We start from the raw sequence: 24,877 nt of genomic DNA on the forward strand, positions 1-24,877 counted from the left end.
TTCACCTTAAAAGTACGTACGAATGAAAAAAAACCTACTTCTCAGTAGTAGTTTACTTGCTTTATGTCTGGGAACGCTCCCCGAATCCCCGGCCAGGGCCCAGCAGCTGGCGCGGCTGGAGCGGCTCACGGAAACAACGGAACAGCAGCCGGGCAAAACAACGCGGGTGCACTTACCGCATCTGCTGAAGGAAATCACGAAACGATACCAGGTTGAATTCAACTATAATTACCGCCAGTTGAATCAGAAAATGGTCGACAGCCGGGCGCTCGATCAGAAACACCATCCCATCGAAGCGCTCCTGACGGAACTGCTTGTGCCGCTGGACCTGACCTTTGAAAAAGCTTCGGATCGATCGTACCTGATTTATCCAAAACCTCCGCTCAAAAACGCCCTGGTAGTACCGTCTCAGTCGGTATTGCCGGCGTCGGCATCGGAACGAACTCCTTCATCAACCCGTGAAACCGCCCCTGAAGACAAACCCGTCAGTGGGGTTGTGAAAGATGAACGCGGCAATGAACTACCGGGTGTCAGCGTGGTTATCAAAGGAACCACCCGGGGAACCTCAACCAATCAGAACGGAGCCTTTCAGCTGGCGGTTCCCAACGATCAGACCGTGCTCGTGTTCAGCTTCGTCGGTTATTTAAAAAAAGAGGTTACGGTGGGCAATCAATCGGTTATTAACCTGACGATGGACCCCGACGATCAGGCCCTGGACGAAGTGGTTGTGGTGGGGTATGGGACGCAGAAGAAGGCCAACATGACCGGCGCCGTCTCGACCGTTGATTCGAAAGATATTGAAAACCGTCCCGTCCCCAACGTGGCGCTGGCCCTTCAGGGTTTATCGCCTGGTCTGTCGATCACGCGTACAACCGGACAACCCGGCGATGAAGGCGGGATTGGTATTCAGGTGCGGGGAGCCTCGTCGGCCAACGGAAACGTTGCACCCCTGCTCGTTGTTGATGGGGTAACCACTCCGGGGGCGACGCTAATGTCACTGAACCCAGCCGATATTGAAACGATTAGTGTCCTCAAAGACGCAGCGGCAGCGGCCATTTACGGTGCTCAGGCTGCGGGCGGGGTTATTCTGGTCACCACCAAAAAAGGGAAACAGGGCAAAACAGTGTTTGAATTTTCGTCCATGGCCGGCATCGACTGGGCGCTGAACGTACCTGAACGGCTCCCGACCTGGGAAGAACTGACCTTCAACAACATGGCCCGGATCAACTCCGGAGCAGCCGCCGGATACTCCGACGAAACTATTTCAATCCTGAAGGAAGGCAAGATTACGCACCGCGTCAATCCGAACGACTCGACCCGCTACCAGTATTTCGGAACGGAAAGCATTGTGGATCAGATGCTCCGCAGAAACACGTACATGCAGACGCACAACATTTCTGCGCGGGGCGGTACGGACAAACTGAATTTTATGATTTCCGCGGGGTACTATGATAAGCAAGGCGTATTCCGGGTAGGGCCGGATAAGAACGACCGGTACAATGTCCGCGTAAACCTGGGAACGCAGTTGACCCGCCACCTCTCGCTGGATTCGCGCATTACCTATACCCTGCAACGGCAGGAGGCCGCTCCCCTGAACTTAAACGGCAACGGTGCCCTGCTGTACAATATCTACCGCTATTCGAGTGTCAATCCGTTACGGACACCCGAAGGCCGGTATACGGCCGGGCACGGTGCTACGGCTTACGCAATCATGGACGGCGGGGGTTACAACAACTATAAACGGAATTTCTTCGACGGCGTTTTTACAGCCCGGGTGACCAATCTAGCCAAAGGACTGGAAGTCAGGGGCGTGTATGGAGCCCAATACCGCCGGGGCGACCGGCAACTTTTCGAACGGACGGTTGAACGCTGGTATCGCACGGTGGGCGGAGACTTCCTCAACACCCCCAACCGCTATACGGTTTCGAATGACCTGACCGTAAACAATAACCTGCAATTCCTGGTCGATTATGACTTTTCAATCGGGACAAAGCACCGGTTTCACGTGCTGGGGGGCTACCAGTGGGAAGACAGCCGGACGGAACGAATTTCAACCGGGGTAACGGCTCTGTCGAGCAACGACCTGCCCGCGCTGGGTCTGGGCGATGAAAACTCGAAAACCAATTCGCAGGATGTACTCACTTACGCCTTTCAGTCGTATTTCGGTCGTTTCAACTACAATTTTGACGACAAATACCTGCTTGAGGCCACGTTCCGGGCTGATGAAAGCTCCCGGCTGGCCCCGCATCTACGGCGGAAATCCTTCCCGTCTCTGTCGGCCGGGTGGAACCTGCACCGCGAATCCTGGTTCCAGGTACCGGTCGTTTCCGAGTTAAAACTGCGGGGTTCCTGGGGGCGGCTGGGTGCAGCTTCCGGCATCGGCCTGTATGACTACCTGGCCCTGTTGAGCCGGAATTCAGCCCTGGTATTGGGATCACCGGAAGTAAAAACCAACTACTTTGGCCAGACATCGGTTCCATCTTCGCAACTGTCGTGGGAAACCATCGAAACCAGCGATATCGGTATGGATCTGGGCTTTTTTCAGAATAAGCTACAGGCCAGCCTTGACTACTATGTCAAATTTAACCGCAACATGCTGACAGCCATGCAGCTACCGTCTACCTTCGGGGTCAATACACCCCGGGTCAACAACGGGGAGCTGAAGTCTTGGGGCTGGGAAGCGGAACTCAAATACCGCGACCGCATTGGCAAGGATTTTACGTTTGCCGTAGCCGCCAACGTATCCGACAACCAGAACGAACTGATTAACTTTGCCGGTCGGCGCATCATTTCGCCCGGAACCGTCAGCACACTGGAGGGCTACCCCCTCAATTCGATCTGGGGTTACCAGACGGCGGGTTATTTCCAGACGGCCGATGAAGTCAAAAACTGGGCCTTTCAGGACAGCCGGACCGCACCCGGCGACATTCGTTACGTCGATCGGGATGGGGATAAACGCATCAGCGCCGGATCGGGAAGCGCCGAAAACCACGGCGATCTGGTTTACCTGGGCACCACCCAGCCCCGCTACCTGTTCGGTATGAACCTGACCATGCAGTGGAAAGGATTTGATTTTGCGGTTTTCTTTCAGGGTGTAGGCAAGCGTAATTTCCTGCCGACCCGTCAGGCGCTGGACCCCTTTATTGCCAGCTTTTACCAGCCCCTGGCTATTCACCGCGATTTCTGGACGCCCGAGAATCCGAATGCCTTCTGGCCCCGGCCGTTTACCAACGCTACCCACAACTTCCTGACTTCCGACCGGTGGGTGCTCAATGCCCAGTACGTCCGGCTCAAAAATCTACAGGTGGGCTATTCGCTGCCTCAATCACTGCTGAGCAAGGTAAAAATGTCCAGAGCCCGCATCTATTTTTCGGCCCAGGACATCCTCACGTTTTCGGGACTGGGCTTGTTCAAGGGCTACTTCGACCCGGAACAGCGTGATGGCGTAGCGGCTGATTATCCCTTCTTTGGTACGGCAGCACTGGGCCTCAACATTTCATTCTAAGCCGTTTTAACACGCTCTCATTGCATCATTATGAAACGCATAAAATTAGGATATCTTCTATTTTTGTTCAGTTTGCTGGCCTGTGAGGTCGAGCGTATTCCGGAAACCCAGATCAGTGACCCATCTTTCTGGAAGTCGGAAAACGATTTGAAAGGCGCTGCCAATTACCTGTATACGTTTCTGCCCGGTTTTGCGCTGGAAGAAGTCTGGTCGGACAATGCCTACGGCATACAGTCGAACCAGATCAGTGATGGCACGCGGCTGCCCCCTTCGACTGCCACCGACTACTCGCAACCCTATTTCCTGATCCGGGCGGCCAACAACCTGCTGGAGAAAGCCCCCGGCGCGCCCGTTACCCCCACCATTTTGAACCGGTATCTGGGCGAAGCGCGGTTTTTCCGAGCCTTTGCGTATTTTCAACTGGTTCAGAAATACGGGGGTGTTCCGCTGATTCTGAAAACCCTGACCGAAAATGCGCCAGAACTGTCGCAACCAGCGGCAACCCGTGAGCAGGTAATCGACCAGATTTATCAGGACCTGGATTTTGCGGCCGCCAACCTGCAAACACCCACGCAGCTCGGAGCCGCCGGTTATGGCCGCATTGCCAGCACGACGGCACTAGCCCTGAAAGCCCGAGTGGCCCTTTTTGAAGGAACCCGGTCTAAGTTTCACCAGTACGGTGATCCGGCCAAGCACCTGAACCTGGCGGCATCGGCGGCCAGGGAGGTCATCGACAGCAAGCAGCACGATTTGTATACAAGCTATTATGACCTGTTTCAGTACGCCGGTGAGGGACCGCAGAACCGGGAGAATATTCTCGTGAAACAGTATGGCACCAGCGCCAGCAATCAAGTTCTTTACCATAATTATTCGGAAAACCTCTATACCGGCGGAGCCAACCCGACGAAGGGCCTCGTTGACAGTTACCTGATGAAAGACGGTTTGCCAATCACGAAGTCGCCCCTGTACAAAGCCCCGACCACCTCGCTGGAGGTTTTTACCAATCGGGATGAGCGGCTGAAGGCGACGGTTTTCCAGCAGGGCGATCCCTATAACCTTGGCGCGACGTTCACCCCGCAGCTTCAGTACCACAAAACCGTTTTTGCGCCGAAGAAGTATTTTAATGCGACGGATTTCCAGACCCGTAGAGCCCTGATCGATTGGGTGATCCTGCGTTATGCCGAAGTACTTCTGACGTATGCCGAAGCGCAATTCGAACTGAAAGGAGAAATTTCCGACGCGGACTTGGACCTGACCATCAACCGCCTTCGGCAGCGGGGTCAGATTGCTAAGCTGAACAATGCGTTTGTGAAAGTTAACGGGCTGGATATGCGGGAAGAAATCCGGCGCGAACGTCGGGTAGAACTGGCGCTCGAAAACCTGCGGTACTGGGATCTGATTCGCTGGAAAACCGCCGAAGTCGAACTGCCGAAAGCCATTATGGGCAATTATTTCTTTAGAGCGGAATTTGGTACGGAGGTACCCGTGCAACTGGACGCCAATGGGTTTGTGATTACGCAGGCGGCTTCGTTCCGCCGGTTCAATCCCGCCAAGGATTATCTCTGGCCTCTCCCCGTCAATGAGCTGGGTCTGAATCCCGGTCTGAAACAGAATCCGGGTTGGTAATCATACGGTTTCACTTAATCAGATTTTCATGAAATTTACCTTAAAATACCGTGCCTTGCTCTTTTGCTTCCTGGTTGGCAGCACGACGGTTTGGGGCCAGAAGTTTACCATTCCCGTTTTGCCCGACACGCAGGAGGAGGTTAGTGCCAAGCCCGAAATGTTTGTCAGTCAATTGAACTGGATTGTGCACAAAAAGGATTCGCTCAATATACCGATTGTGCTGCACGTGGGCGATATCGTCAACTTCGACACGGTGACGCACTGGCAGACGGCCAGCAAAATCTTTACGGTTCTTGACAGCGCCCGCATCGGCTACGCCGTTACGCTGGGCAATCACGATACCGGGGCCGTACGGCACAATGCCGGAAGTGCCGCACCGGGCAACGTCAACCAGAATCTGCGAAAAACGGGCAAGTTCAATACCTATTTTCCGGTGAGCCGGTTTCCAATGCAGCGGGGCCGCTACGAGGAAAACAAGAGCGACAATGCCTGGTACACCTTTTCGGCGGGCGGGAAAAACTGGCTCGTGCTGGCGCTGGAATTCTGCGCCCGACAGGGCCCGGTTGACTGGGCGCAGACGGTTCTGAAAAACCACCCCAACCATAACGTGATTGTGCTGACCCATTATCATCTGAATCCGACCGGTGAAATCAGCACCCGGAATGCCGGATATGGTGATTTAAGCCCGGCGCAGATTTATGACCAGTTAATCCGCAAACACCCCAATGTGCTGCTGGTGCTGAGTGGCCACGTGGTTTACTCGGCCTGGCGCGATGATCTGGGTGAGCGAGGAAACCATATTTACCAGCTTTTGCAGAACTATCAGTCGCAGGATCATGGCGGGGGCTACATCCGACTGCTCGAAATTGATCCCCAGGCTGGAACCATTTCGGCTAAAATGTACTCACCATATTACAACAAAACGTTAACTGACTCGACAAATTTTTCATTCTCAGGGGTGAAGTTTGTCGACAAAAAATAAAAGAACCAGCCGGTGCGTGTAAAAATGCATTGGCTGGTTCTTTTTCAGTTCACATGTAAATACCGTTTCTGGCTCTTTCATGGAGAGTATAATAGTGAGACGGGCCACATTTCCAAAGCAGGGGATGGTCTTCATAGAGGTTCATCTGCCCATAACCGATACCCGCTTCATTCATGTGGCGACTTGCCGAGTAGGCGATCTGGTGAGCCTGCAGCTGACATTTGTAGAGAGCTTGCTGGGTCCAATCATTAACAATTTCAAAGTCCATTAAAAAATCAGAGCGGCTCATTTCCACAGACTTGACTATGACGGATTGAGCCGGTTATACTGCTTCAGGGCGTTTTTAGAGGGCTTTTTCGTCGAGAGCCAGTTCATAAACTGCAAATGAGCATCCAGCTGCTGCCAAGTTCGGTTCTCATTCTGGTTGTTCTGAGCCATCCGGCCAGCCCGGAAAAGGATAGGATAAAAACGTCCTAAATCCCCACCAGCGACTGCCAGGAAGTAAACCCATTCTGAGCAGCCCACCAACAGTGTAGAACTCTTATTTAACTTTTTCGACGTCTTTTATATCAAAAAGTAATACCAACCACGGTCATGATGACTACTCCGTCTGCCTGCCAATCCACCGGCATCTAGATCACTTAAGCGTTAAATGTTATTTCCATCATTCGATTAATTTTTTTATACTAATTTCGGATGGTGACCTTTATTCATCAATAGCAACTACAGCATTTTTTGATTTTTGATCTGGGGCAGGACGCTACATTTTGCTGATTACAAAAGAGAACAACAAAGAACTGGACAAAAGGCAAGAGATTTCACACATCTTACTTCATTGATATGGATGAAATACGGCTGGATACTCGACACTGGATACTTTTACTCTTAATGTGGGTCAGTTAGACTTCAACCAGTAACGCTCAAACGACACTTAGTATGGGCTATAATACTAACCTTGGGCTAGCCGGAAAGTACATGTTTGATCACGGCGTAACCGTTAGCCTCAAACGGACCATCCATCCCAAAGTGAACGTTGGTTTAACGGTTCGGTACCTTAAGCATAAGGTTTCACCAGATCCGGAAAAATACTATGGCAGACCCGTGGCAGGATTTGGTGTTGTTTGGAACCACTGCCCCCTAACCGGACTAGTTGAATACCAATTGACTGAGAAAAAATTTAATCCCTATCTAGGCCTGGAAACGGGGCTATTTATCAATCAATTTAAAGCCATTCCTAGTAGAACCACTTTAAAAAGAAATACCAGTTTGGGCTTTATTCCCAAAGTTGGAATCCGAACGACATTTTCTAAAGTCGGCGTGTTTGTAGAAGGGTTGTACTTGTGGCAGACCGTTCATCGATTTGAGCATGAAAATGGAACGACAGATATGCGTCGAGGCTATTGGAATGCTTCCCTGGGAGTTACCTTTTCCTTGTAAATAGAAGAGTGAGTGGCAAAAATAGCTGGGGCACTATAGTTGCATCACTTTGTACTTCAGTTGAAATGAGAAGACTTGTTTAGATCATTGTTTCATCCTTGTTGCTTTCTTTACAGATTAATTCACGTGTCAATAACCCTTTAAATGAGCGTTCTCTGAGCTGGATAATGGATTTAAGCTTGGGCTTTAACGGCGGAGTATTTGCCGCTCTCGGTTAATTCGGTTGGCGTCAACCCAAATTGGTTTTTGAACGCAAACGAAAAGTGTGAGAAAGCTTCAAAGCCTAAATCCAGGTAGATCTCCGAGGGTTTTTTGTGCTTTTCATGCAGCAGAAAATAAGCCTCCTGCAAGCGCTTTTGTACCAGCCATCGGCTGGGTGTTTGATTAAATAGTCGGCTGAAATCCCGTTTGAAGGCCGATAGGCTACGCCCCGTCAAATAAGCAAATTTTTCTACGCTCACATTGAATTTATAGTTGCGGAGCATAAATTCTTCCAGGTCTATTTTCTCCGGTTTCGCAAAATCAAATAGGATCCCAGCCAGCTCAGGTTGATGCTGCAATAAAATAATCAGTAACTCTTCCTGTTTAACCTTGCTGAAGGCTTCGTCAATTTCACCTTGGTAGTAAATGCGCTTTAACGAACGAATAAAATCAGGGATTAACTTGTTTTTTTTAATCTTGATAAAAGCATCCGGTGCGCTAAACTTGGGGACCGGCGGGTGATGCGATTCCAGAAATTTTTTCAGAAATGCTTCTTCTAAACATAAGCGGATGAACCGGGTTCCATCACTTCCTTTTATTAAGAAGTACCGGATCAACTGATTTTTGCGAAACAAATAGGACTCACCGGAGCCTAAAACTTGGTTTTTGCTCCCGTCATAACAGTGTATACTTCCCTGCTCGATATAAACGAAAACGTGATCGGGGACAAATTGCTCCGGAATAACTTTTGGCTCATTAAACGGAGCTTTGGATTCAGTTGAGGTCATGTTTCACGTCCGAATTTAAGCGACTTTAGTCCACTTTTTGGTCATTCCCAACAAAGGGATACCTGCATACACCCGCATCACTAAGGTACCCTGATTGAATTTCATTTTACAGCTAAAATGGCGACCCATTTGGGCAACGTATAATTTGCCACCCGTGTATTCACCCGCTTTATACGTCAGATCTGTAATGAATTCCATGTTGTAAAGGGTCCGGTTTCGTAGTTTATAATCTGGATTTTTAGTGTCTTTTTTGAGCGTTTTTCCATCTTTTTCGTACAGCTTATTCCCCCAACCCGAAAGTAATTTCCCACAATAGGTATTTCCGGATCGGTAGATTTCCATTTTAGAGTCTTGGGCCTCACTAACCCAGATACCAATCACTTCATCGGGGTAAGTCTTTGCAAATGACGAGGGTTGCGCCATATCTAGGTTCGTTACAAGAAAGATAACCAATGCTATAGAACTAAGAACGAATAAAGTAGTCCTGTTTGTCCTTTTACGATGGCTCATTGGAGCACCCCCTGTTGAAGCATACTGTTCACTGACGCCAGAATGGCTTCTTCCTTCGTAGCAATGGGCGACCAACCTAATACATGTTTCGCCTTAGCGTTGCTTACGTTTCGGTTTATTGTCAGCAAGGCAACCGACTGCTTGGCCTGTGAACTGAATAATGCCGCTATGGATAAAATCCAGTTGGGCAAAATACCTGTTGGAACTTTTTGCGCTACACCAGGCACCTTCTTTTTGAGTAACTGCGCTATTTCGGGCATCGAAATTTTACCATCGGATGTGGCAATAAAGCGTTGGCCTTTGGCCTCAGGAGTAGTCATCGCCCGAATGTGTAAATCCGCAACATCCCGAACATCAACCACATTAAGCTCAATATTAGGAATCGCTTTCCTAGAACCTTCCAATAAAAAAGTTAGTATACCAAGACTGGGTGACTTACTGGCCCCCAGCGAGGGGCCAAAAATCGCCACGGGATTGATTGTTACTAATTCCAAGCCGCGGCCTTCCTGCTGGATAAAATTCCAGGCCACTCGTTCGGCCAATGCTTTTGATTTTTCGTAAGCCGACAAGCCTTTTTCATTGGGGTCAGTCCAGTCGGCCTCTGTTGTTTCCGCATTGCGTTTTTTATTGCTAAAACCGACCGCCCCAAAACTAGATGTCATCACAACCCGTTTTACACCTGCGTCTCTGGCTGCTTTTAGGACCCGGAGCGTACCTTCCACCGCCGGGCTTAGCATTTCTTCTTCAGATGCCTTCGCACCAGCGTGGGTTGGCGAAGCGATGTGTAAAACATAGTGGCAACCGCTCATCGCCTGGTCCCAGTTGGCATCTGTCGCCAGATCGGTTTGAATAAATGCAAGGTTGTCAAACGAGGTGATTCCGCCTGTTTTGAGCATCTGAATCAAAACATTTTTTTTGTCGATCGAGCGGAGCGTTGTTTTTACCAGGTATCCTTTTTTCAATAATTGAAGTATACAATAGGCGCCAACGGCACCTGTACCTCCGGTCACCAGAACTGTGGTTGATCTTTCCATCTTGAGTCAAATTTATGGATGCAAAGTTACCGTTTGGGTCATCCGAGGGTTATCTTGAAAAGTCCAAACTTATTGTCTTAAAAAGTCCAGATTCCGGGTAGAATTTGTTGAATGGAGAGAAAGATTAATGGCTCACAAAACGTCCGAAAAGCACTATAAAAAGCTTCGTTAATCGCACAGTTAGAAGCGTATTTTGAGAATTTAATACACTATGCTCACCATCTGTATTTAATGAATTACTAAATACCAGGCGAAGTCATGCTCTACATCGGCATCGAACGGTTGCAGCCCTGAGACCAACTTCATCGCCTTACATATCACCAATAAACGTAGTTGATTGAGTGCGGTTCAATGGAGGCTGTTAGCCCTTGGTAGCTTTCTTTTTGATAAAGGTAAGTAACTAGATTTCCTTTGTGGACATTCTCTGCTGATAGGCCATTTTTACTTATGTAGCCAAACCATCGACCATGAACCCTAGCCAACAGCTTGTGATAAGTACCAATGCCGATTGGTTGAATGTGGATTTCATTCACCAGTTTTTAACGAACGCCTACTGGGCCGCGATTCATTAGACTTTTGGCCAGGCCAGGGCTTCGAATAGCACCAGATCCCCGGGTTGCGGTTTACGTTTGTTTACCTCTCCGATGAACGGGCTCGCCGGGTTGACTTAGCTACTCGTATTGATTACTTCGTAGCGCGCGCGTACAAACATGAATATTCCGTAGCAAAATAAACCCAGCGCTACGGCGGCAAGCAGAAAAGAACCGTAGCTGGCCTTCTCCAGAAAGGCAAAAGCACGGCTACTGCCTCCGGCTTCGCTGGCATTAGCCTCCAAAGCCGCTTTAATAAATAAGTAGCCGATCAGCCCCCAGACGATGCCCCGCGCGATATAACCTATTTTTCCCGACCGGATGATCATCTCCTTTAGTTCGGTTTTGATGGAAGAAGTCTGGACATTTTTCAGGTATTTACCCGACCAGGCCCGGTAGATTTGGTACAACCCGATGCCAATGATACTTACGCCAATCAGGCCGACCACCCATTGACCAAACGGTTTCTGCAGGATTTCCCCAACCATACTTTGGCGCGAACGGTCCCCACCCTGATTACCCTGGCTACCCAGAACCATGCGGAAAGAACCATACGCCAGGAACCCATAGGATAACCCGCTGAAGGCATAACCTAACCGACGACCGATGCCTTTGGCGTCGGTCCCTTTGCGCTCGGTATCGAGAAAAGCCTGCGTTAGGCGCCAGAGGGCGTAGCAGACCAAACCAGTGGCCACCAGTGCCAGCAAAACCTGCCCAAACGGTTGATGCAGTATAAATCGAAAAACTCCCTGTTTGTTGAGATTGCGTTCCGAACTGCCACCGATTTCAAAAGCAGCCATAAACGCTAGTATCCCAACCAGGCAGTAAACAACTCCTTTGGCCATCAGGCCAAGCTTGGCAAAACGCTTCACCCATTGCGGTTGGGTCGAGGGAATGTGGGCGGAGATGCTGGATAAGTTCATCATCAAAATCGGTTTGTGTAGGGTGCATTCAGTAGAATCGATTTTCTGTCAATAACAAAATCGATTTCGGCCAATAAATGTTTTGTGTTACGCTGATACCATTTTTTGGGCCTTTTATGGCAGTAATGCATAGTTGATCTAAGTAGGAGGAAACCAAAACCATCGTCTACTGAAAGCCTGTCCCGGCGAGCCGTTGGACCAGCGGCCATCGACGGGTGGTCCCCCAAAGCGGAGCTGCAAAGTCAAGCAGCACAACAGGTTTTTCAGGCTAGGCCTGAACTGGTCAAAACCCTTGACAGCGACCCGCGCATCAGGGTTTTATAGACAAGCGTTTTGAACGGATTTATGGTAATTTTGCCTTACACAATCCCCTATTGCCGGATGCCATTTCAGCTTCGCTGGTGTTGCACCTGGCTGTTCATAACAATACGGTGCCCTATCCGTTATCTGAATACCTAGTGCGCAGTCCTCTTAACCAATGCACAAAAGTTATGAAGGCACTATTGACACTTTTGCTGGCAGGCCTATCGGGTTGTTATGTAATGAGATCCAATGCAATCCCCGATTCAAAATTGCGTGCCGACCGACGAGGGCTTGTTTCCAAAGTGAAAACCGAAGCAATGCCGACTTCTTTCCGACGGATTTTAGTAGTGATGAAGCTTCGCCAAGCGAATGACCGCTATGCTGAAGAATTCATACGTAGTTTTCCCTCTTCCTATGAGTTGTGTACCCTAACTTTGAATCCGCTTCAGCCAGCAGACCACACCGTAACGGTTCAAAAAAGAGCCCAGGAATGTCAGAGTGAAGTCATTCTGTTTGTTGAACCAACCTATTCAGGTCACCTGTTTTCCCTCGACGCTCCGGAAGGCAATGATTTCTCGCAGTTCGTTTTTGAAATGCGCTCGGTAGAATCAAACTTGTCTTTCTGGAAAGCTGCTGCAGCAGCTCATCCGTTGACCAAAGAATATTATTCGGCACGCCCTATTGTGGCAAAGCTGATACGCGATGGCGTTATCCATCCTGAACAGGCTCCCTAATGGTTCTTCAGATTTTTTACCTATCAAACGTCTTCACGTTTTTGAATAAATGGTTGAATTAATTGAAGGTAGGTTAAAGCCTGGATTACACGTGTTTACTCTTTGCGTTTTAACCTGATATCCGTAAAGATCTCGTTGTTCACTTCCGAAGATAAGGCCAAAAATCGTTCGTATTGCTTCAATACATCCGCGATAATTTCTTTTTGGGTAAAGTATTCAATCGTGTACCCCAAGCGATTGTCGCTAAAAAACGTTGTTGGAACGAAAGACTGATTTGTCATGACCCCCGGGACGTTTTCTTCCTTGACCAGAAAACTAGAGTTGGTTTTGGCTTGGTTGCGAACGCCATACGTAAAATCATCGATCAACGCGTGGTGGATGGTGAGCGACAATTCCGACGGGTTCTCTGCCGTTTTTAGCGAAGCGCTAATACCCCGCCGGTTGAATTCCGAGGCTAGTTCGTCGAGTGCCGGACGAACGGTTTGCTGCATAAAAAGGTCCACGTACCCCTGGGTTTTAAGGGATACAATTCGCTCCAGGCGCTCCTGCCATCGTTCCCCCGACCAATTGCTGGTGGCGGGGGAAAAGCCCCGGCTGTGGTAATGATGGTCTACGATTAATCCCTGAATGAGGCTATAGCAGAACAGCAGCATAATAACCGAAAACGGCAACGCCGTAATCAAGGTCATCGTTTGTAAGGATTGCAATCCCCCGGCGTTGAGCAACACCAGGGCTAATGTGGCCAGCAGGACACCCCAAAACACGAGTTGCCATTTCGGGGATTTAACGGCCTGATGGGAGCCAATCGTATTCATGACATAAATGCCTGAATCGGCCGAGGTGACAAAAAAGACAAAGATGATGAAAATAGCCAAGGTACTGGTGACGCCAGCGGCCGGGAAATAATCCAGGAATCGGAATAGCAGTTCATCCGCCTGGCCAACCATCCTGCCTAAAGCCCCCTGGGCCACCGTGCGATCCAACCACGTGGCGCTATTGCCAAAAACGGTCATCCAAAAAAAATTAAAGACTGTGGGAATCAGCAAGACGGCAGCGATAAACTCGCGGATGGTGCGTCCCTTTGAAATGCCGGCAATAAACAAGCCCACATAAGGCGCCCAGGAGATCCACCAGGCCCAGTACAGAATCGTCCAGCTAAAAAACCAGGGCTGACTGGCCGGTTCATAGGCATACGTGTTAAACGTTAGATTCACGACCTGATTGAAGTAGTAGCCGATTCCTTCCGAAAAAGAGCCCAGTAAGAAGACCGTTGGCCCCAAAACAAGGATGAAGAGCATAAATAAAACCGCACTTACGATGTTTAGGTTGCTCAAAAATTTAATTCCTTTACTGACCCCGGAGGTAGCCGACAAAATTGAAACTACCATGATTACGATGACAATGACCACCTGATACCCGAATCCCTTGCTGGGAATGATGCCTACTTCCACCAGCCCCGCGTTAAGTTGAACTACCCCAAAGCCTAGGGTGGTTGTAATGCCAAAAAACGTACTGCACAGCGCAAAGGTGTCGATGGCATCGCCAGCGATGCCGTTGATTTTATTTTTTAAAATTGGGTACAAGCAACTGCGCAGCGAAAGGGGTAATTTATAGCGGTAGGTAAAGTAAGCCAACGACAAACCGACAACCCCATAAATCGCCCAGGCATGAATTCCCCAATGAAAAAAGGTGTACAGCTGGGCATTTTTGGCGCGCTGGACAGCATCATACTGCCGAAAGGTTGGGTCTGAAAAATGGGAAATGGGCTCGGCCACGCTGAAATACATCAGACCAATGCCCATTCCAGCCGCAAACAGCATTGATATCCACGAAAAAAAGGAATACTCCGGGACCGAATCCGTATCGCCTAACGGAACCGCGCCATATTTGCTAAAAACCAGAGCGACCAAAAACAAGGCGAAAAAAGTCACTGACCAAACGTAAACCCAGTTTAAATTGGTAAAGATCCAATCCTGAACTTGGCCCAAAAAGGCAGCCGTCAACCCCGGAAAGACGCTGGAAACAACCGTAACGGAAAGAATGAAGAGCAAACTGGGTACCATAATCCCTTTTCTGAAGGTGGATAGGGTAGAAATGTGGTTTTGTAGGCCCATGATTGTTGTTGGTTTTACCTGCTCGACTTCGGTAGGCCCAATGAGCCTACGGGTTGAAAAGGACAGCAGGTACCCTAGTTAGGAAAAATAACCATTGGTGCTACCCTGAACTGAGCGACCGGCCCTTACGAACTTTAACAAAGTCATCCAGAAAGCAAAAAAGTAGGCCCGATGGCTACGGTGTTTTTTGCTGGTCTAATCACGCTCTTTTCGGGCACCTTCAAGACGAAAGAAAAGCAGCTGATGCTCAGCTGCTTTAGGGGAGGGAGTTTTTGAGCCCTTTGGCTTACTTTTTTGGACTATACCGCAGGAATGATTCCTCCAGCAAACGGGACGACCACTTCCCATCAAGGGAGCCGCACCAGTCGAGCCGGAAGAGCATGTTCTTTGTTTAATTTCTTGGCAAATTGGTAATGGCCCTTGGGAGCCATAAGGTATAAGTGACCCTCATTTCGAGCGGCCAAGACACTCATTAGTTTAAGTTTGGAGACGAGTCGATTGACGTTATGGGTTTTGAGAATGACTTCAAAATAAGACTTTTCGTGAAACTGTTTGCCCGTTACATCCGGAACAAATTCTTCATCATCCTGTTGACGGCCGTAACCGCTCGGCGCTTCGAATGCTTCGTTTTCGGGTAGGTTTGCCTTGATGCTTTCAAAACCCTGTGATTGAACCCAGGTGATTACTTGCGAAATATAGGGTTGTTTATTCATTGCAGTTAGATTAAATGGGATGGCCAGGTGTGCACCCGTAGCCGGGACCTGGTATTTGTTGAAATAGGCTTGGCTCGGTTCAGGGCTAAAAAGAACGGCCACCTTGCCCGTACAAACGGGGACCGACTGATCAAAAAATTAAATTAGTTGCCCTCCCCCAATCTCCTGTTATTTAATGCCGCAGACCGAAGGCATGAGGGCCGAGATCAGATTCGTTCAAAAACAACGGCAAGCCCATCCGGCAGGAAGGTCAGCGTTTTACGGGCGGAATGAAACAGCCCCGTGTGAACGTTCAGTAAGGGCCGACGCTTCCTGGCTAAGTCAGTTGACATGCGGTGTAAAACGCACCCGGCGCTTGCTTGATATAGACTCAATCCTGGAAAGCCCGAATTAATTATTCATTTTACGAACCCAATGGCTCATAAGAAGGATAAAACGACCTAAAGCTAGGCAGGCTGGGAAGCAGTCTACCGTGGGAAGGAGTGCTGGTATTTCCGCTAAAAGTAGGGGGCCGCACTGCCAGCACCGGAACGGTAGCCCGGCTGATAAGCTGTTTGATAAAAGGACTGGTTACCCAGTGCCAGAAGTCCAAATCCGCTGTGCTGACAATCAGATCAGCACCCAATTCTTCAGCCTGTCGGACAAGGGTTTGAACGGCCGAATCCGTTTCGGCAACCAAACCATTCGTTTCAATCGCGTCTTCATCCAGTCGTTGGTTGAGCAACGACATGGCCATACGCACGGACTCGCTTTTGAGCGGTTCTTTCCCATGTGGTAAGCCCAGCAAGGTCAGATGAGCGTTGTTTTTCTGAGCAATGATTCGGGCTAAATCGTATTTGTCCAGGACGCCCAAAACGGGACGAACAGGGAAAAGAATCCGCTTGAAGTCTGATGATTGAACCGACTCAGGAACCGTTAATACGGGACAAGGGGCCTGTTTCAGGGTGCGGTAGGCTTTGGGGCCCATTAGGGACCGGAACAGGCCTGAACCTTTAGGGGTCCCCATGATTATCAAATCAGCCTCCACCTGGTGGGAGACTTCTGAAATCCGCTCGACGACCGGGCCAATTCGGCATTTCGCGGCATAGGGAACGGTCAGCCCAGTCATAACTTCGGCTGCCCATTGGGTAAGGCGCTGGGTTTCACGGTGCAGTATTTCCTCCCTCGGTAAGGAAACCGCCAGGCCCTCACCAGAGGGAAACGCAAAGTGATCGGGATCCACCACGTGCAGCAGCCAAAGCGTGGCCCCATGCCGGCGGGCCATCGCTGAGGCCAAGTACAACACGCTTCTAGCCATGTTCTTATAGTTGACCGGAACCAAAATCCGGCGAATCGTTGCGTTTTTCATACGGGTCGAGGGTAATGTGAAATAGTAAGCTGTATCATGAAAACAGCTCTTTTTGCTCCAGTAAACACCTTTCCGGTCCCCTTTTCGTAATATGGAGCGGGGCAGCGCCCGAATGGTTTCGGTTGAAATTTTCGGTGTTCCGAAAGAAGTTTCGGACATCACTCATCCAGTTGACCCGCTCATACTGCTAACGGGCGTATTGATCCTTCCTGGTTTCCAGCGATGCCAACTCGTTTCGTTTTGCCCGACTCGTCCAAGCAGGGATAGCGGGCCTGGCACCCTTTAGGGGACTACGCAGCGATCTGATGGACGCCCATTTTGTGGTAAGCGGTGACGCCTGATGGTTACGCTAAAAGGAATGGACGGTGTATCTCGGTCGGTACAAAGGTGCATCTGCCAGCTTAATAGCACCTTAAGCTGGCCTTAGAATATACTTAGAGAAGTTTAATGGGTACAGCGATTTGAACGTCTTTTAGGCCGGCACGAATGCATCAACGAACCCTCGATCGGTCGAAAAGACGACCATCCTGTCCTTGCCATTCATGCTGAAATTGTTATTTTTTCTTGATTCTCTAAACTTATTCTAAGAAAATATTAAGCTCCTTTTTAGAACTAAGGCTCATCTTGCGGACAGGCCTTGCCAGGTTGGCAGGGTGTCATTCCTAAAAAAGCCTATGAAAACCTCCATTAAAACCCTATACTTACTGACCAGCTTATCCGCCAGCGCTCTGGCGCAAGCTCCTACCACGGATGCAACCGAATTAATGAATATGGGCCGATTTGATGAAGCGAAGCGCATGCTTAGCGAACAGGCGGCCAAAAATCCATCCTCACAAACCTATTTTGAAATCGGTTACGCTTACCTGCGATCGGGCCAGCCTGATTCGGCCCGGATCTGGTTCCAGAAAGGGGTGCCCGTCGATGAAAAGCGTGTTCCACTCAACAAAACCGGCTTGGCAATTACGGATGTGGTAGTGCAAAATAGCGCAGCGGCCACACCTATCCTGGCGGAAGTCATCGCGAAAAGCAAAGGCAAAAATGCCCAAATTCTGTACCGCATTGGGGAGGCCTTTACCGGTTATCTTACCCCTGATAGTGGCTCGATCAGACCCCGCTATCCCCAGGCCGTCGATGCAACCAAAGCCATTGCGTATTTGAACCGGGCGGCCAGTCGAGACAAAAAGAATGCCGCGATTCAGCTGGCTCTGGGTGACGCCCATCACCTGAACCGTGAATCCGGTACGGCTATCACCCGCTACGAAACGGCGCTGGAATTAGGGATGAATCCGGCCAGGGTCTACCAACGCATTGGGGATATCTACTGGCAGGGCCGTAATCTAACGCTGGCCGTTGACCACTACAAAAAGGCCATTGAAGCCAGTCCTTCCTATGCACCGGCGTATCGGCAGTTAGCCGAATTGTACTACCTGGTCAACCAGTATAAAAACGCAGCTAACTACCTGGATCAGTACAGGCAGGTAGCAGGAGATAGGCGGCCTGAAATCGTGTTACGATCCGCACAGTTTCACTTCCTGGCCAAAAATTACCAAAAAGCGGTCTCTATCATCGATAGCAACCGGTCGCTGCTGGCTCAGAACCCCATTGTCTACCGCATCCAGGGCTGGGCATACGCATCCTTACAAGAACCCCAAAAATCCATCGAAAACCTCACTACCTTTTTGGAAAAAGCACCGGAAAAGACCCTGCCGGATGATCATAAGTATTTAGGCCAGGCTTACCTGGCGACTGAAACAACCGTAGACGATTCGCTGGGGGTCTCCCACCTGGAGAAAGCGGCTCCGGGCGATACCAGTGAGAACCTGTACAGCGAAGTTGCCAAGTATTATTACCGAACCAAGCAGCATCCGAAAGCCGTTGCCTCGCTGGATTCGGCGGCCAACCTCGGATTTAAAGCCGACATGCAGGATCTATTTCGGTACGGGATGAGTAACTACACGCTGGGTTTCCAGCGCGACAGCCTGGGAAAACTGGTACGTGATACCCTTCGGTTCGCAAAAGCTGATTCAGCCCTTGCCCTGGCCCAGCAGGGGGCACCCGACTACGCTCCGACGGTATTGTACCGGGCCAAAGCAAATTATTATGCGTATACGCCTGAAGAAGCCGTCCAAAATGGGAAGGCCAAACTTTATTTTGAACAGTTTATCACAATGGTTGCCGAAAAGGAGGAAGACCGCCAGCGGTACAAAAAAGATCTCGCTTTGGCCTTTACGTATTTAATTTCGTATCATGAACGGGTTTCAAAAGATGACTCCTCCCGTGAGGAATGGCTCAAGCGGGGTCTAACCATGCTTCCCGACAATAAAGATCTGGCTCAAATCGCATACCCGGAGCCGGAGGAGACTCAAAAGTAGCCTCGATTCACTCGGTTGGGCAATGCTGTCAGCGCAAAACAAACGCTGACAGCATTCTCTGGGGCAAGAAAACCAGTTAGCTATTCATCGCCAGCCGCTTTTATTCGGTACTAAGGCTTTCGCTTGGGTGTTTACGTTCAATGGGCCTAATTGCCAGGTAAGCTTTGAAGGAAATGAACCCGTGCCGGTGAACCGGTAGCCTACTCTTTTGCCGAAGGATCGGTGAAAGAGTAGGCTCGGGAATTAGAGGTTGATCCTTATCAAAGCACCAACTTTTCTCTTTTTATAATCACCGTAGCGACGACCCGGCCTCTTTGTCAACTTTCAGTTGCGACTTACTGGAGCGTTTTTAGCGCACTTTATAGGAGAAATAAGGTTGAATTACCCCGACATTTCAAAGCAGAACGGCATTCCCTTTATTTTAAAGAAATCCTTTTAAAATCCCGCGTCAAGTCCGTCAGCGATTGCTCGATTCCCATCCGTTCCAGCGACGACGCCCCCACAAATCCGTGCACATCGGTATGAGCAAGAATATGGCGCACATCGTCGGGCGTATTCACGGGCCCTCCGTGGGTTAGAAAGAAAATGTCGGGATTCACTTCACGACCCGCGTCGGCTATTTGCTGGGTTCGTTCAATGGCATAATCCATCGAAACAGCCGCTCCCGTTACACCGATGGAGCCTCCCACGGTCGTGCCGACATGGGCAACAATGGCATCGGCGCCCACTTCCGCCATTTTACGGGCTTCTTCCGGTGTGGCCACATACACTATTGAAAACAAATCCATCATCGTTGCCAAACGGATCATTTCAACTTCTTTATCAAAACCCATTCCGGTTTCTTCCAGCACCTGCCGGAAATGGCCGTCAACAATGCAATGGGTTGGGAAATTGTTGACCCCTGAAAAACCCATCTCTTTCACCTTCAGCAAATGATGCCACATTCGGCGACGCGGATCGGAACCGTGCACACCACAGATCACCGGTATTTCTTCAACCACCGGCAGCACTTCAAATTCGCCGATTTCCATTGCTACGGCATTGGCATCGCCGTATCCCATTAAACCCGCCGTCGAACCGTGTCCCGCCATTCTGAACCGCCCGGAATTGTAGATAATAATCAGGTCTGCCCCCCCTTTTTCGATGAATTTCGCACTAATACCGGTACCTGCACCCGCTGCAACGATTGCTTTTTTCTCTTCAATGTTTTTTTTCAAACGGTCTCTAACTTCCTGTTTCGTGTAAGGATTTCCCTTACCTGTCCATGGGTTTGGCATGATGTATTGTAACGCTAATTGATGGAATGACTGTTCTTTTTCTGTAAAAGGCCAAGCAAGGTACGAACTAATGTTTCGGCAAAGGCCGGATCATTGATATGGAGGTCGGTTTCAACTACCCTGATGTGTTCACCCGCGTGCTGCCGGATGGCATCGAACAGAGCGGCATTTGCTTCCGGCTGGTAAAAAATCGCCCCATCAGCATCGACCTGCGATATACCCCGCAGTGGAATGACAATGGAAGCCGGGGCCTGCGAGCGGCTTACCCGCTCGGCCAGCTTTTCTCCCAGCATCCGGTTTTCCTCCACATTGGTCCGCATCAGGGTTACATCCGGTGCCCAGCTATAAAGCTGCCGGTCCCGGTACTGAACCGGCACCATGTCAAGGTGCGCAAAATTAACCATATCCAGACATCCCGGTACAACGACCTGTGGAATGTTCATGTCCGTTGCCGCCGTAAGTCGGTTTGGACCGGCGCTACAAATGCCCCCGCATAAGTCGTCGGCCAGTTCCGTTGTCGTCACATCAAGGATAGCGTCGAAGCTGCCTTCCCGGATGAGGGCCTCCATGGTTTTTCCCCCTACACCCGTCGCGTGGAACGAAAGCACTTCATAGCCTTCGCACTTGAGTAATTCCGTGCATTTATCGACGCAGGCGGTGGTGTTACCAAACATGCTGATCGCAATGGTACCCGCCACTGCAGGATTATCCGTTGCCGTCACATTGGCCATCGCACAGATGGCCGCTGCGGCTTGTTCCACCAGCCGTTTCAGAATATGGTTCATCCCGGCCACGTCCACAACGGAAGGAATCAGGGTGATATCTTTATCGCCAATCTGCCGGGAAAGGTCTTTGGCTGCCAGGGTTGTCAGGCATAGTTTCGGAATGCCCAGCGGGATTTGCTGCATAGCCGTGAGCGCGATATACGTACCGCCCCCCCCACCCATGCCAATCACGGCTTTGATTTTTCGATCCGCTATGAGCCGGGCAGCGATCTTCGCTGCACCACGCCCCATCACATCGATCGCCTTGCCACGATCCCGTTCGGCACGGAGTTTCTCCAGGTAGTACCCCCCTTCGGAAGCAACGGTATTGGCATCAAAATCGACATCGAAAGCGCTTTGGGTACCATAAACGCCTGTATCCATCGTCATTACCTGCTCGCCATGCGCCAGAATCCTGTCTCGGAGCAAGGCAAATACCTCGCCCTTTGTATCAAAGCACCCCAGCATCAGAATACATTGTCCGTCTGCCACCATATAAAAACAGCGTTATTAAATCTACAAAAATCGCTACCCGCTCCAACGTCGACACAACTCCTTCTTTCGCAGGCTCATCGTAAGGAATGAGGCAGGTAGGTGCTCGGGATGCGAGACTGGTAAACGTCATTACGAAACCGAAGGTGAAGCCGTCGTCCAGCTCCTCGGGACATCCGTCCGACCATCTTCTTCAAGGTTTTGAAACAAGGTACGATTTGTTCTTCGGTAACCGTCCCTTTGAGCTAGAAAACCCCAAAATGTCTGTCTATGTCTTCACATAAACCTGGCTGAATGAGTCCAGGCCGTCGCTACAGTGGCTATGAGGGAGACTGCATCGTGCCTCAATTAAACCGGCAATCCCAAGCCGCAAGATTAGCGTGCTACGCGACGAATGGGTAAATTCTCCGGTGGCTGGGTAAACTAATTAATCTGATAGCCAGCAAGCAGAAAAATTTTCAGGTAAAATACTTTGCTGGACCATTTTTAACGCCTTTCTGGCCTGACTTGTTGATAGCGAATCGTTCTGGTTTAGCATCAAGAAAAGTAGTGTCAATGAGCCATGACTATATCGGCATTATCGAGTCGAAGTCATTTAACCTTCCGGTGAATCGTATTCGACATTTTAATATAGAATTTGGGCATTTCAAAAGAGATTGATTAGGTGTTTATACTTTACCTGATAACTTTCGATGGATGCGGATGAGCGAGATGGAATTCTTTATCAGCGAGACAAGATAACGCTTGGTGAGGTGGGGCTTGGGTGAAAAACTTTTGAAAGAATCCTTTCGAACTCCTCCAGACAGCTTTGATTGATAACAGGTTCAAAAGAGGAACGCTTATTATATAGTAATTTAGATGCAATTCGCTACTCAAGCAATATTCCTATCACTTAACGAGGATTTGGCTTTTTTTACTTCGTCACTAAATAAACGAGTCGATGTTCTTCGGTAATTCGCCAAGACTAGTAGCCTTCTAAGTTCTCTTTCACTCCATCAAATTTTTCCCGGAAGTTCTTCCGGAAGTCGGTATAATTGAGAACTTGCATAATCGTAGTAGTTTTTGAATATTTATACAAGTGCTTATCTAAAGAATACAAGTTAATGGGAATTAGTTACAAATGGCAAAAGATAAGGGTAAGAGCCTCGCGAATCCCGATGTTTAATTCCTCGGCGGGGTAGGCCGTAGCAGCTCGGCGAAAGCAACCTATAAGCACCTATACAACAAATCTGCTCTGAATGAAACGTACCATAATTCGGGACTACCTACTACTAGGTTTGGCACTCTTAAGTCTGAATACTTTTGCTCAGCTGGGATATCCCCCACCTTGTGATGAAGCAAAGCTGGTTAAACTAGATACTGACTCCAAAAAGCGTCAAATTCTATTTGATTTCATTCAAAATTGTGAGCAAAATCAATGGAAAAATGACAAAGGAATTGTTCTGTTGCGAGAATACCAGAATGAACAAGGTAAACTTTGTTGGTTGCTCTTACCCAGTATTGATGATGGCTATAAAGACAATCCACCTAACCGATTTGCTTCATTCAATGGAGACATAATCCTGATTTTCGATGCTGAATCAAATGGACTTATCCTCAAACCAACTGTTGGCGATAAGGACCGTTTAAATCAGTGCTTAGAGCAAATTATTGGTGATCGTGTTTATACTCGGCCCGTGATCAAAACACGCTGGACCGACGACGTTGTGCCCTTTACAAATCGAAAGGTGAAGAGAGGTGCCTCGCGAATTAGAGGGGGCAATGGAGGGAGTGTAGTTATCATTTTTAACCCTGATGGCAGCTACGAAAGGCTATTACCTCTATAAGACTACTTTAAAATATCTTACGCTCTGAAATTCACTATAATTCCGAAAAAAGTTCGACTAACACATTCATGGCTATACAACATTTATAGAAAAATATAATAAATTTGAATCCTTTTTCATCAGTATGATTTTTTTATAAAATGAGATTAAAGAACTTCATAGTTGTAGGTCTACTTTTAGTGTTAACCAGTTGCAGAGACCGAGATTTCACGGTTGATGATGTTAGTCAAAAACAGACCTTTATTATAAAAAATAGGTCTATTCTTCCATCTATAGATCCACTCGTAAAAGTTCGTGTAAAAGGTCATTTAGATGGCAAAGCTTTGGTTTACATTCCAAATGGGCCGATGATTATAGATTCAGCGTACACATTAAAACTTCGGGAAGGGGCTGTCAACAAAGAACTCTCAAGGGCTTTTACATATAAGCAATTTTCAGTTGTTTATCAGCCTATAACAGCGAAATCAGGGCATTTGGAAATCGAAGTTGATGCTCTTTAGATAAATATAATCCTGTTATATGTAGATAAATTTCACTTCTCCCAGTCCTGTCGTATAACTATTTTTTGCTATTCGATTAAAGCCATAAATAATAGATCGTTGTGAGCTATCTGCGTCTTAAAAATACAAATTATTGAACTCTGTATCGCTTTACAAAACCCATTATTTCATCCATTAATTCTTGAGGTATATCTTCCTTAGAACTTATCATTAGGTCAAATTCTGCATCGTTGGGGTCTTCTTCGGAATGTATGTCTATAATAGTCCCACGACTAATTCCATAACCATAAGAGCTTAATAGATTCCGCAATTCAGTAGAATCAGTTAAGCTTCTCAGATTTGAAACTTCCTGACGGGATAATTTAGTCCAATGAAGGCCGGTTAGAACTTCGAATTCTGAACTATGATTAACGATGTCGAAGTCTTTTCTAACGAGTGCCCCATAATCTGCCCTAGGTAGGTCATCGTCTCTTAAAGGGGGTAAAAGTTTCCAGCCTGCAGCCATATACAAAATCAGTTTTTAGTGAAGGGGTTTACGGTAACAATGTCTTGTAAGTGCCCCGAAAGGGTTTGCTAGTAAGGATAGCTGAATTAAAGCCTTCAAGTTGGGTATAGATTGGTCATTCTTATTTGGGGTCAAAAGTATTTGAGCAATAGATTCCAAGTTACGGGTGAACATGGTTAAAGACTAAATGTGTCCCCTATGGAGATTGTCTTAGCCCCTTATTAGTTGGACAGATTTTCCAAAATGGTTGAGTCGTATTCTATGGCTTCCTCCCATTTCTGTTGTGGAGTAACAAAGCCAATTGATCGATGCAATCGCTTACAATTGTAATGA

At 48.6% G+C, this 24,877-nt stretch carries 19 protein-coding genes; 8 read left to right on the forward strand and 11 right to left on the reverse strand.

The window, feature by feature from the left end:
- Window positions 1–22 precede the first annotated feature (22 nt).
- From ACYVH9_RS25920 to ACYVH9_RS25935, 4 genes are all read left to right on the forward strand, one after another.
- A complete protein-coding gene (locus tag ACYVH9_RS25920) occupies window positions 23–3,505 on the forward strand; it encodes a SusC/RagA family TonB-linked outer membrane protein (protein WP_460639337.1) in 3,483 nt (1,160 codons plus the stop codon).
- A 30-nt stretch (window positions 3,506–3,535) separates the two neighbouring features.
- Window positions 3,536–5,131 carry a RagB/SusD family nutrient uptake outer membrane protein gene (locus tag ACYVH9_RS25925; RefSeq protein ID WP_460639338.1) on the forward strand — a complete coding sequence of 532 codons (1,596 nt, stop codon included), beginning with the start codon at window positions 3,536–3,538 and terminating at the stop codon, window positions 5,129–5,131.
- Window positions 5,132–5,159: 28 nt separating this feature from the next.
- A complete protein-coding gene (locus ACYVH9_RS25930) occupies window positions 5,160–6,113 on the forward strand; it encodes a metallophosphoesterase (RefSeq protein WP_460639339.1) in 954 nt (317 codons plus the stop codon).
- A 936-nt stretch (window positions 6,114–7,049) separates the two neighbouring features.
- The gene (locus ACYVH9_RS25935; protein WP_460639340.1) at window positions 7,050–7,550 is read left to right on the forward strand and encodes a hypothetical protein; all 501 of its coding nucleotides are present in this window, start codon (window positions 7,050–7,052) and stop codon (window positions 7,548–7,550) included.
- A gap of 173 nt (window positions 7,551–7,723) precedes the next feature.
- On the opposite strand, the gene ACYVH9_RS25940 is transcribed toward ACYVH9_RS25935, so the two are convergent.
- From ACYVH9_RS25940 to ACYVH9_RS25955, 4 genes are all read right to left on the reverse strand, one after another.
- Entirely contained in the window at window positions 7,724–8,539 is an 816-nt protein-coding gene (locus ACYVH9_RS25940; RefSeq protein ID WP_460639341.1) for a helix-turn-helix domain-containing protein, read from the reverse strand.
- A gap of 15 nt (window positions 8,540–8,554) precedes the next feature.
- A complete protein-coding gene (locus ACYVH9_RS25945) occupies window positions 8,555–8,962 on the reverse strand; it encodes a DUF2147 domain-containing protein (RefSeq protein WP_460639342.1) in 408 nt (135 codons plus the stop codon).
- Between the two features lie 83 nt (window positions 8,963–9,045).
- Window positions 9,046–10,083 carry an SDR family oxidoreductase gene (locus ACYVH9_RS25950; RefSeq protein ID WP_460639343.1) on the reverse strand — a complete coding sequence of 346 codons (1,038 nt, stop codon included), beginning with the start codon at window positions 10,081–10,083 and terminating at the stop codon, window positions 9,046–9,048.
- Window positions 10,084–10,750: 667 nt separating this feature from the next.
- Window positions 10,751–11,596 (reverse strand): DUF1206 domain-containing protein, encoded by an 846-nt coding sequence (locus tag ACYVH9_RS25955; RefSeq protein ID WP_460639344.1) that lies wholly within the window; start codon window positions 11,594–11,596, stop codon window positions 10,751–10,753.
- Between the two features lie 491 nt (window positions 11,597–12,087).
- On the opposite strand from ACYVH9_RS25955, the gene ACYVH9_RS25960 reads away from it, so the two are divergent.
- Window positions 12,088–12,633, forward strand: coding sequence for a hypothetical protein (locus ACYVH9_RS25960; RefSeq protein WP_460639345.1), 546 nt, complete (start codon window positions 12,088–12,090; stop codon window positions 12,631–12,633).
- 95 nt (window positions 12,634–12,728) lie between these two features.
- On the opposite strand, the gene ACYVH9_RS25965 is transcribed toward ACYVH9_RS25960, so the two are convergent.
- The 4 genes from ACYVH9_RS25965 to ACYVH9_RS25980 form a co-directional block, all read right to left on the reverse strand.
- Window positions 12,729–14,747, reverse strand: a complete 2,019-nt coding sequence (locus tag ACYVH9_RS25965; RefSeq protein WP_460639346.1) for a BCCT family transporter — start codon at window positions 14,745–14,747, stop codon at window positions 12,729–12,731.
- 347 nt (window positions 14,748–15,094) lie between these two features.
- Window positions 15,095–15,460: a hypothetical protein gene (locus tag ACYVH9_RS25970; RefSeq protein WP_460639347.1), complete on the reverse strand. Its 366-nt coding sequence runs from the start codon at window positions 15,458–15,460 to the stop codon at window positions 15,095–15,097.
- 206 nt (window positions 15,461–15,666) lie between these two features.
- Window positions 15,667–15,792 (reverse strand): hypothetical protein, encoded by a 126-nt coding sequence (locus tag ACYVH9_RS25975; RefSeq protein WP_460639348.1) that lies wholly within the window; start codon window positions 15,790–15,792, stop codon window positions 15,667–15,669.
- Window positions 15,793–15,863: 71 nt separating this feature from the next.
- Window positions 15,864–16,808, reverse strand: a complete 945-nt coding sequence (locus ACYVH9_RS25980) for a universal stress protein (protein WP_460639349.1) — start codon at window positions 16,806–16,808, stop codon at window positions 15,864–15,866.
- Window positions 16,809–17,482: 674 nt separating this feature from the next.
- Here ACYVH9_RS25980 and ACYVH9_RS25985 point away from each other — a divergent pair.
- Entirely contained in the window at window positions 17,483–19,180 is a 1,698-nt protein-coding gene (locus tag ACYVH9_RS25985; protein ID WP_460639350.1) for a tetratricopeptide repeat protein, read from the forward strand.
- A gap of 416 nt (window positions 19,181–19,596) precedes the next feature.
- Here ACYVH9_RS25985 and ACYVH9_RS25990 read toward each other — a convergent pair whose 3' ends face one another.
- Complete coding sequence (locus tag ACYVH9_RS25990; protein ID WP_460639351.1) at window positions 19,597–20,397, reverse strand: phosphoenolpyruvate hydrolase family protein; 801 nt, start codon at window positions 20,395–20,397, stop codon at window positions 19,597–19,599.
- Window positions 20,398–20,471: 74 nt separating this feature from the next.
- On the reverse strand, window positions 20,472–21,716 hold the full coding sequence (locus tag ACYVH9_RS25995) for a Tm-1-like ATP-binding domain-containing protein (RefSeq protein WP_460639352.1): 1,245 nt from the start codon (window positions 21,714–21,716) through the stop codon (window positions 20,472–20,474).
- 1,235 nt (window positions 21,717–22,951) lie between these two features.
- Between ACYVH9_RS25995 and ACYVH9_RS26000 the strand changes: the two genes are divergently transcribed.
- Together ACYVH9_RS26000 and ACYVH9_RS26005 are read left to right on the forward strand one after the other, a co-directional pair.
- Entirely contained in the window at window positions 22,952–23,539 is a 588-nt protein-coding gene (locus tag ACYVH9_RS26000; protein WP_460639353.1) for a hypothetical protein, read from the forward strand.
- 140 nt (window positions 23,540–23,679) lie between these two features.
- Window positions 23,680–24,039 (forward strand): hypothetical protein, encoded by a 360-nt coding sequence (locus tag ACYVH9_RS26005; protein ID WP_460639354.1) that lies wholly within the window; start codon window positions 23,680–23,682, stop codon window positions 24,037–24,039.
- Window positions 24,040–24,169: 130 nt separating this feature from the next.
- Here the strand turns inward: ACYVH9_RS26005 and ACYVH9_RS26010 are convergent, their stop codons facing one another.
- Entirely contained in the window at window positions 24,170–24,544 is a 375-nt protein-coding gene (locus ACYVH9_RS26010; protein ID WP_460639355.1) for a hypothetical protein, read from the reverse strand.
- Window positions 24,545–24,877 lie beyond the last annotated feature (333 nt).

The sequence above is a fragment of the Larkinella harenae genome (assembly GCF_054780515.1).

Excerpts from the sequence above, each read along its gene's own strand:
- ACYVH9_RS25920 (WP_460639337.1), top strand. The coding sequence starts at position 23 with ATGAAAAAAAACCTACTTCTCAGTAGTAGTTTACTTGCTTTATGTCTG.
- ACYVH9_RS25925 (WP_460639338.1), top strand. The coding sequence starts at position 3,536 with ATGAAACGCATAAAATTAGGATATCTTCTATTTTTGTTCAGTTTGCTG.
- ACYVH9_RS25930 (WP_460639339.1), top strand. The coding sequence starts at position 5,160 with ATGAAATTTACCTTAAAATACCGTGCCTTGCTCTTTTGCTTCCTGGTT.
- ACYVH9_RS25935 (WP_460639340.1), top strand. The coding sequence starts at position 7,050 with ATGGGCTATAATACTAACCTTGGGCTAGCCGGAAAGTACATGTTTGAT.
- ACYVH9_RS25940 (WP_460639341.1), bottom strand. The coding sequence starts at position 8,539 with ATGACCTCAACTGAATCCAAAGCTCCGTTTAATGAGCCAAAAGTTATT.
- ACYVH9_RS25945 (WP_460639342.1), bottom strand. The coding sequence starts at position 8,962 with ATGGCGCAACCCTCGTCATTTGCAAAGACTTACCCCGATGAAGTGATT.
- ACYVH9_RS25950 (WP_460639343.1), bottom strand. The coding sequence starts at position 10,083 with ATGGAAAGATCAACCACAGTTCTGGTGACCGGAGGTACAGGTGCCGTT.
- ACYVH9_RS25955 (WP_460639344.1), bottom strand. The coding sequence starts at position 11,596 with ATGAACTTATCCAGCATCTCCGCCCACATTCCCTCGACCCAACCGCAA.
- ACYVH9_RS25960 (WP_460639345.1), top strand. The coding sequence starts at position 12,088 with ATGAAGGCACTATTGACACTTTTGCTGGCAGGCCTATCGGGTTGTTAT.
- ACYVH9_RS25965 (WP_460639346.1), bottom strand. The coding sequence starts at position 14,747 with ATGGGCCTACAAAACCACATTTCTACCCTATCCACCTTCAGAAAAGGG.
- ACYVH9_RS25970 (WP_460639347.1), bottom strand. The coding sequence starts at position 15,460 with ATGAATAAACAACCCTATATTTCGCAAGTAATCACCTGGGTTCAATCA.
- ACYVH9_RS25975 (WP_460639348.1), bottom strand. The coding sequence starts at position 15,792 with ATGTCAACTGACTTAGCCAGGAAGCGTCGGCCCTTACTGAACGTTCAC.
- ACYVH9_RS25980 (WP_460639349.1), bottom strand. The coding sequence starts at position 16,808 with ATGAAAAACGCAACGATTCGCCGGATTTTGGTTCCGGTCAACTATAAG.
- ACYVH9_RS25985 (WP_460639350.1), top strand. The coding sequence starts at position 17,483 with ATGAAAACCTCCATTAAAACCCTATACTTACTGACCAGCTTATCCGCC.
- ACYVH9_RS25995 (WP_460639352.1), bottom strand. The coding sequence starts at position 21,716 with ATGGTGGCAGACGGACAATGTATTCTGATGCTGGGGTGCTTTGATACA.
- ACYVH9_RS26000 (WP_460639353.1), top strand. The coding sequence starts at position 22,952 with ATGAAACGTACCATAATTCGGGACTACCTACTACTAGGTTTGGCACTC.
- ACYVH9_RS26005 (WP_460639354.1), top strand. The coding sequence starts at position 23,680 with ATGAGATTAAAGAACTTCATAGTTGTAGGTCTACTTTTAGTGTTAACC.
- ACYVH9_RS26010 (WP_460639355.1), bottom strand. The coding sequence starts at position 24,544 with ATGGCTGCAGGCTGGAAACTTTTACCCCCTTTAAGAGACGATGACCTA.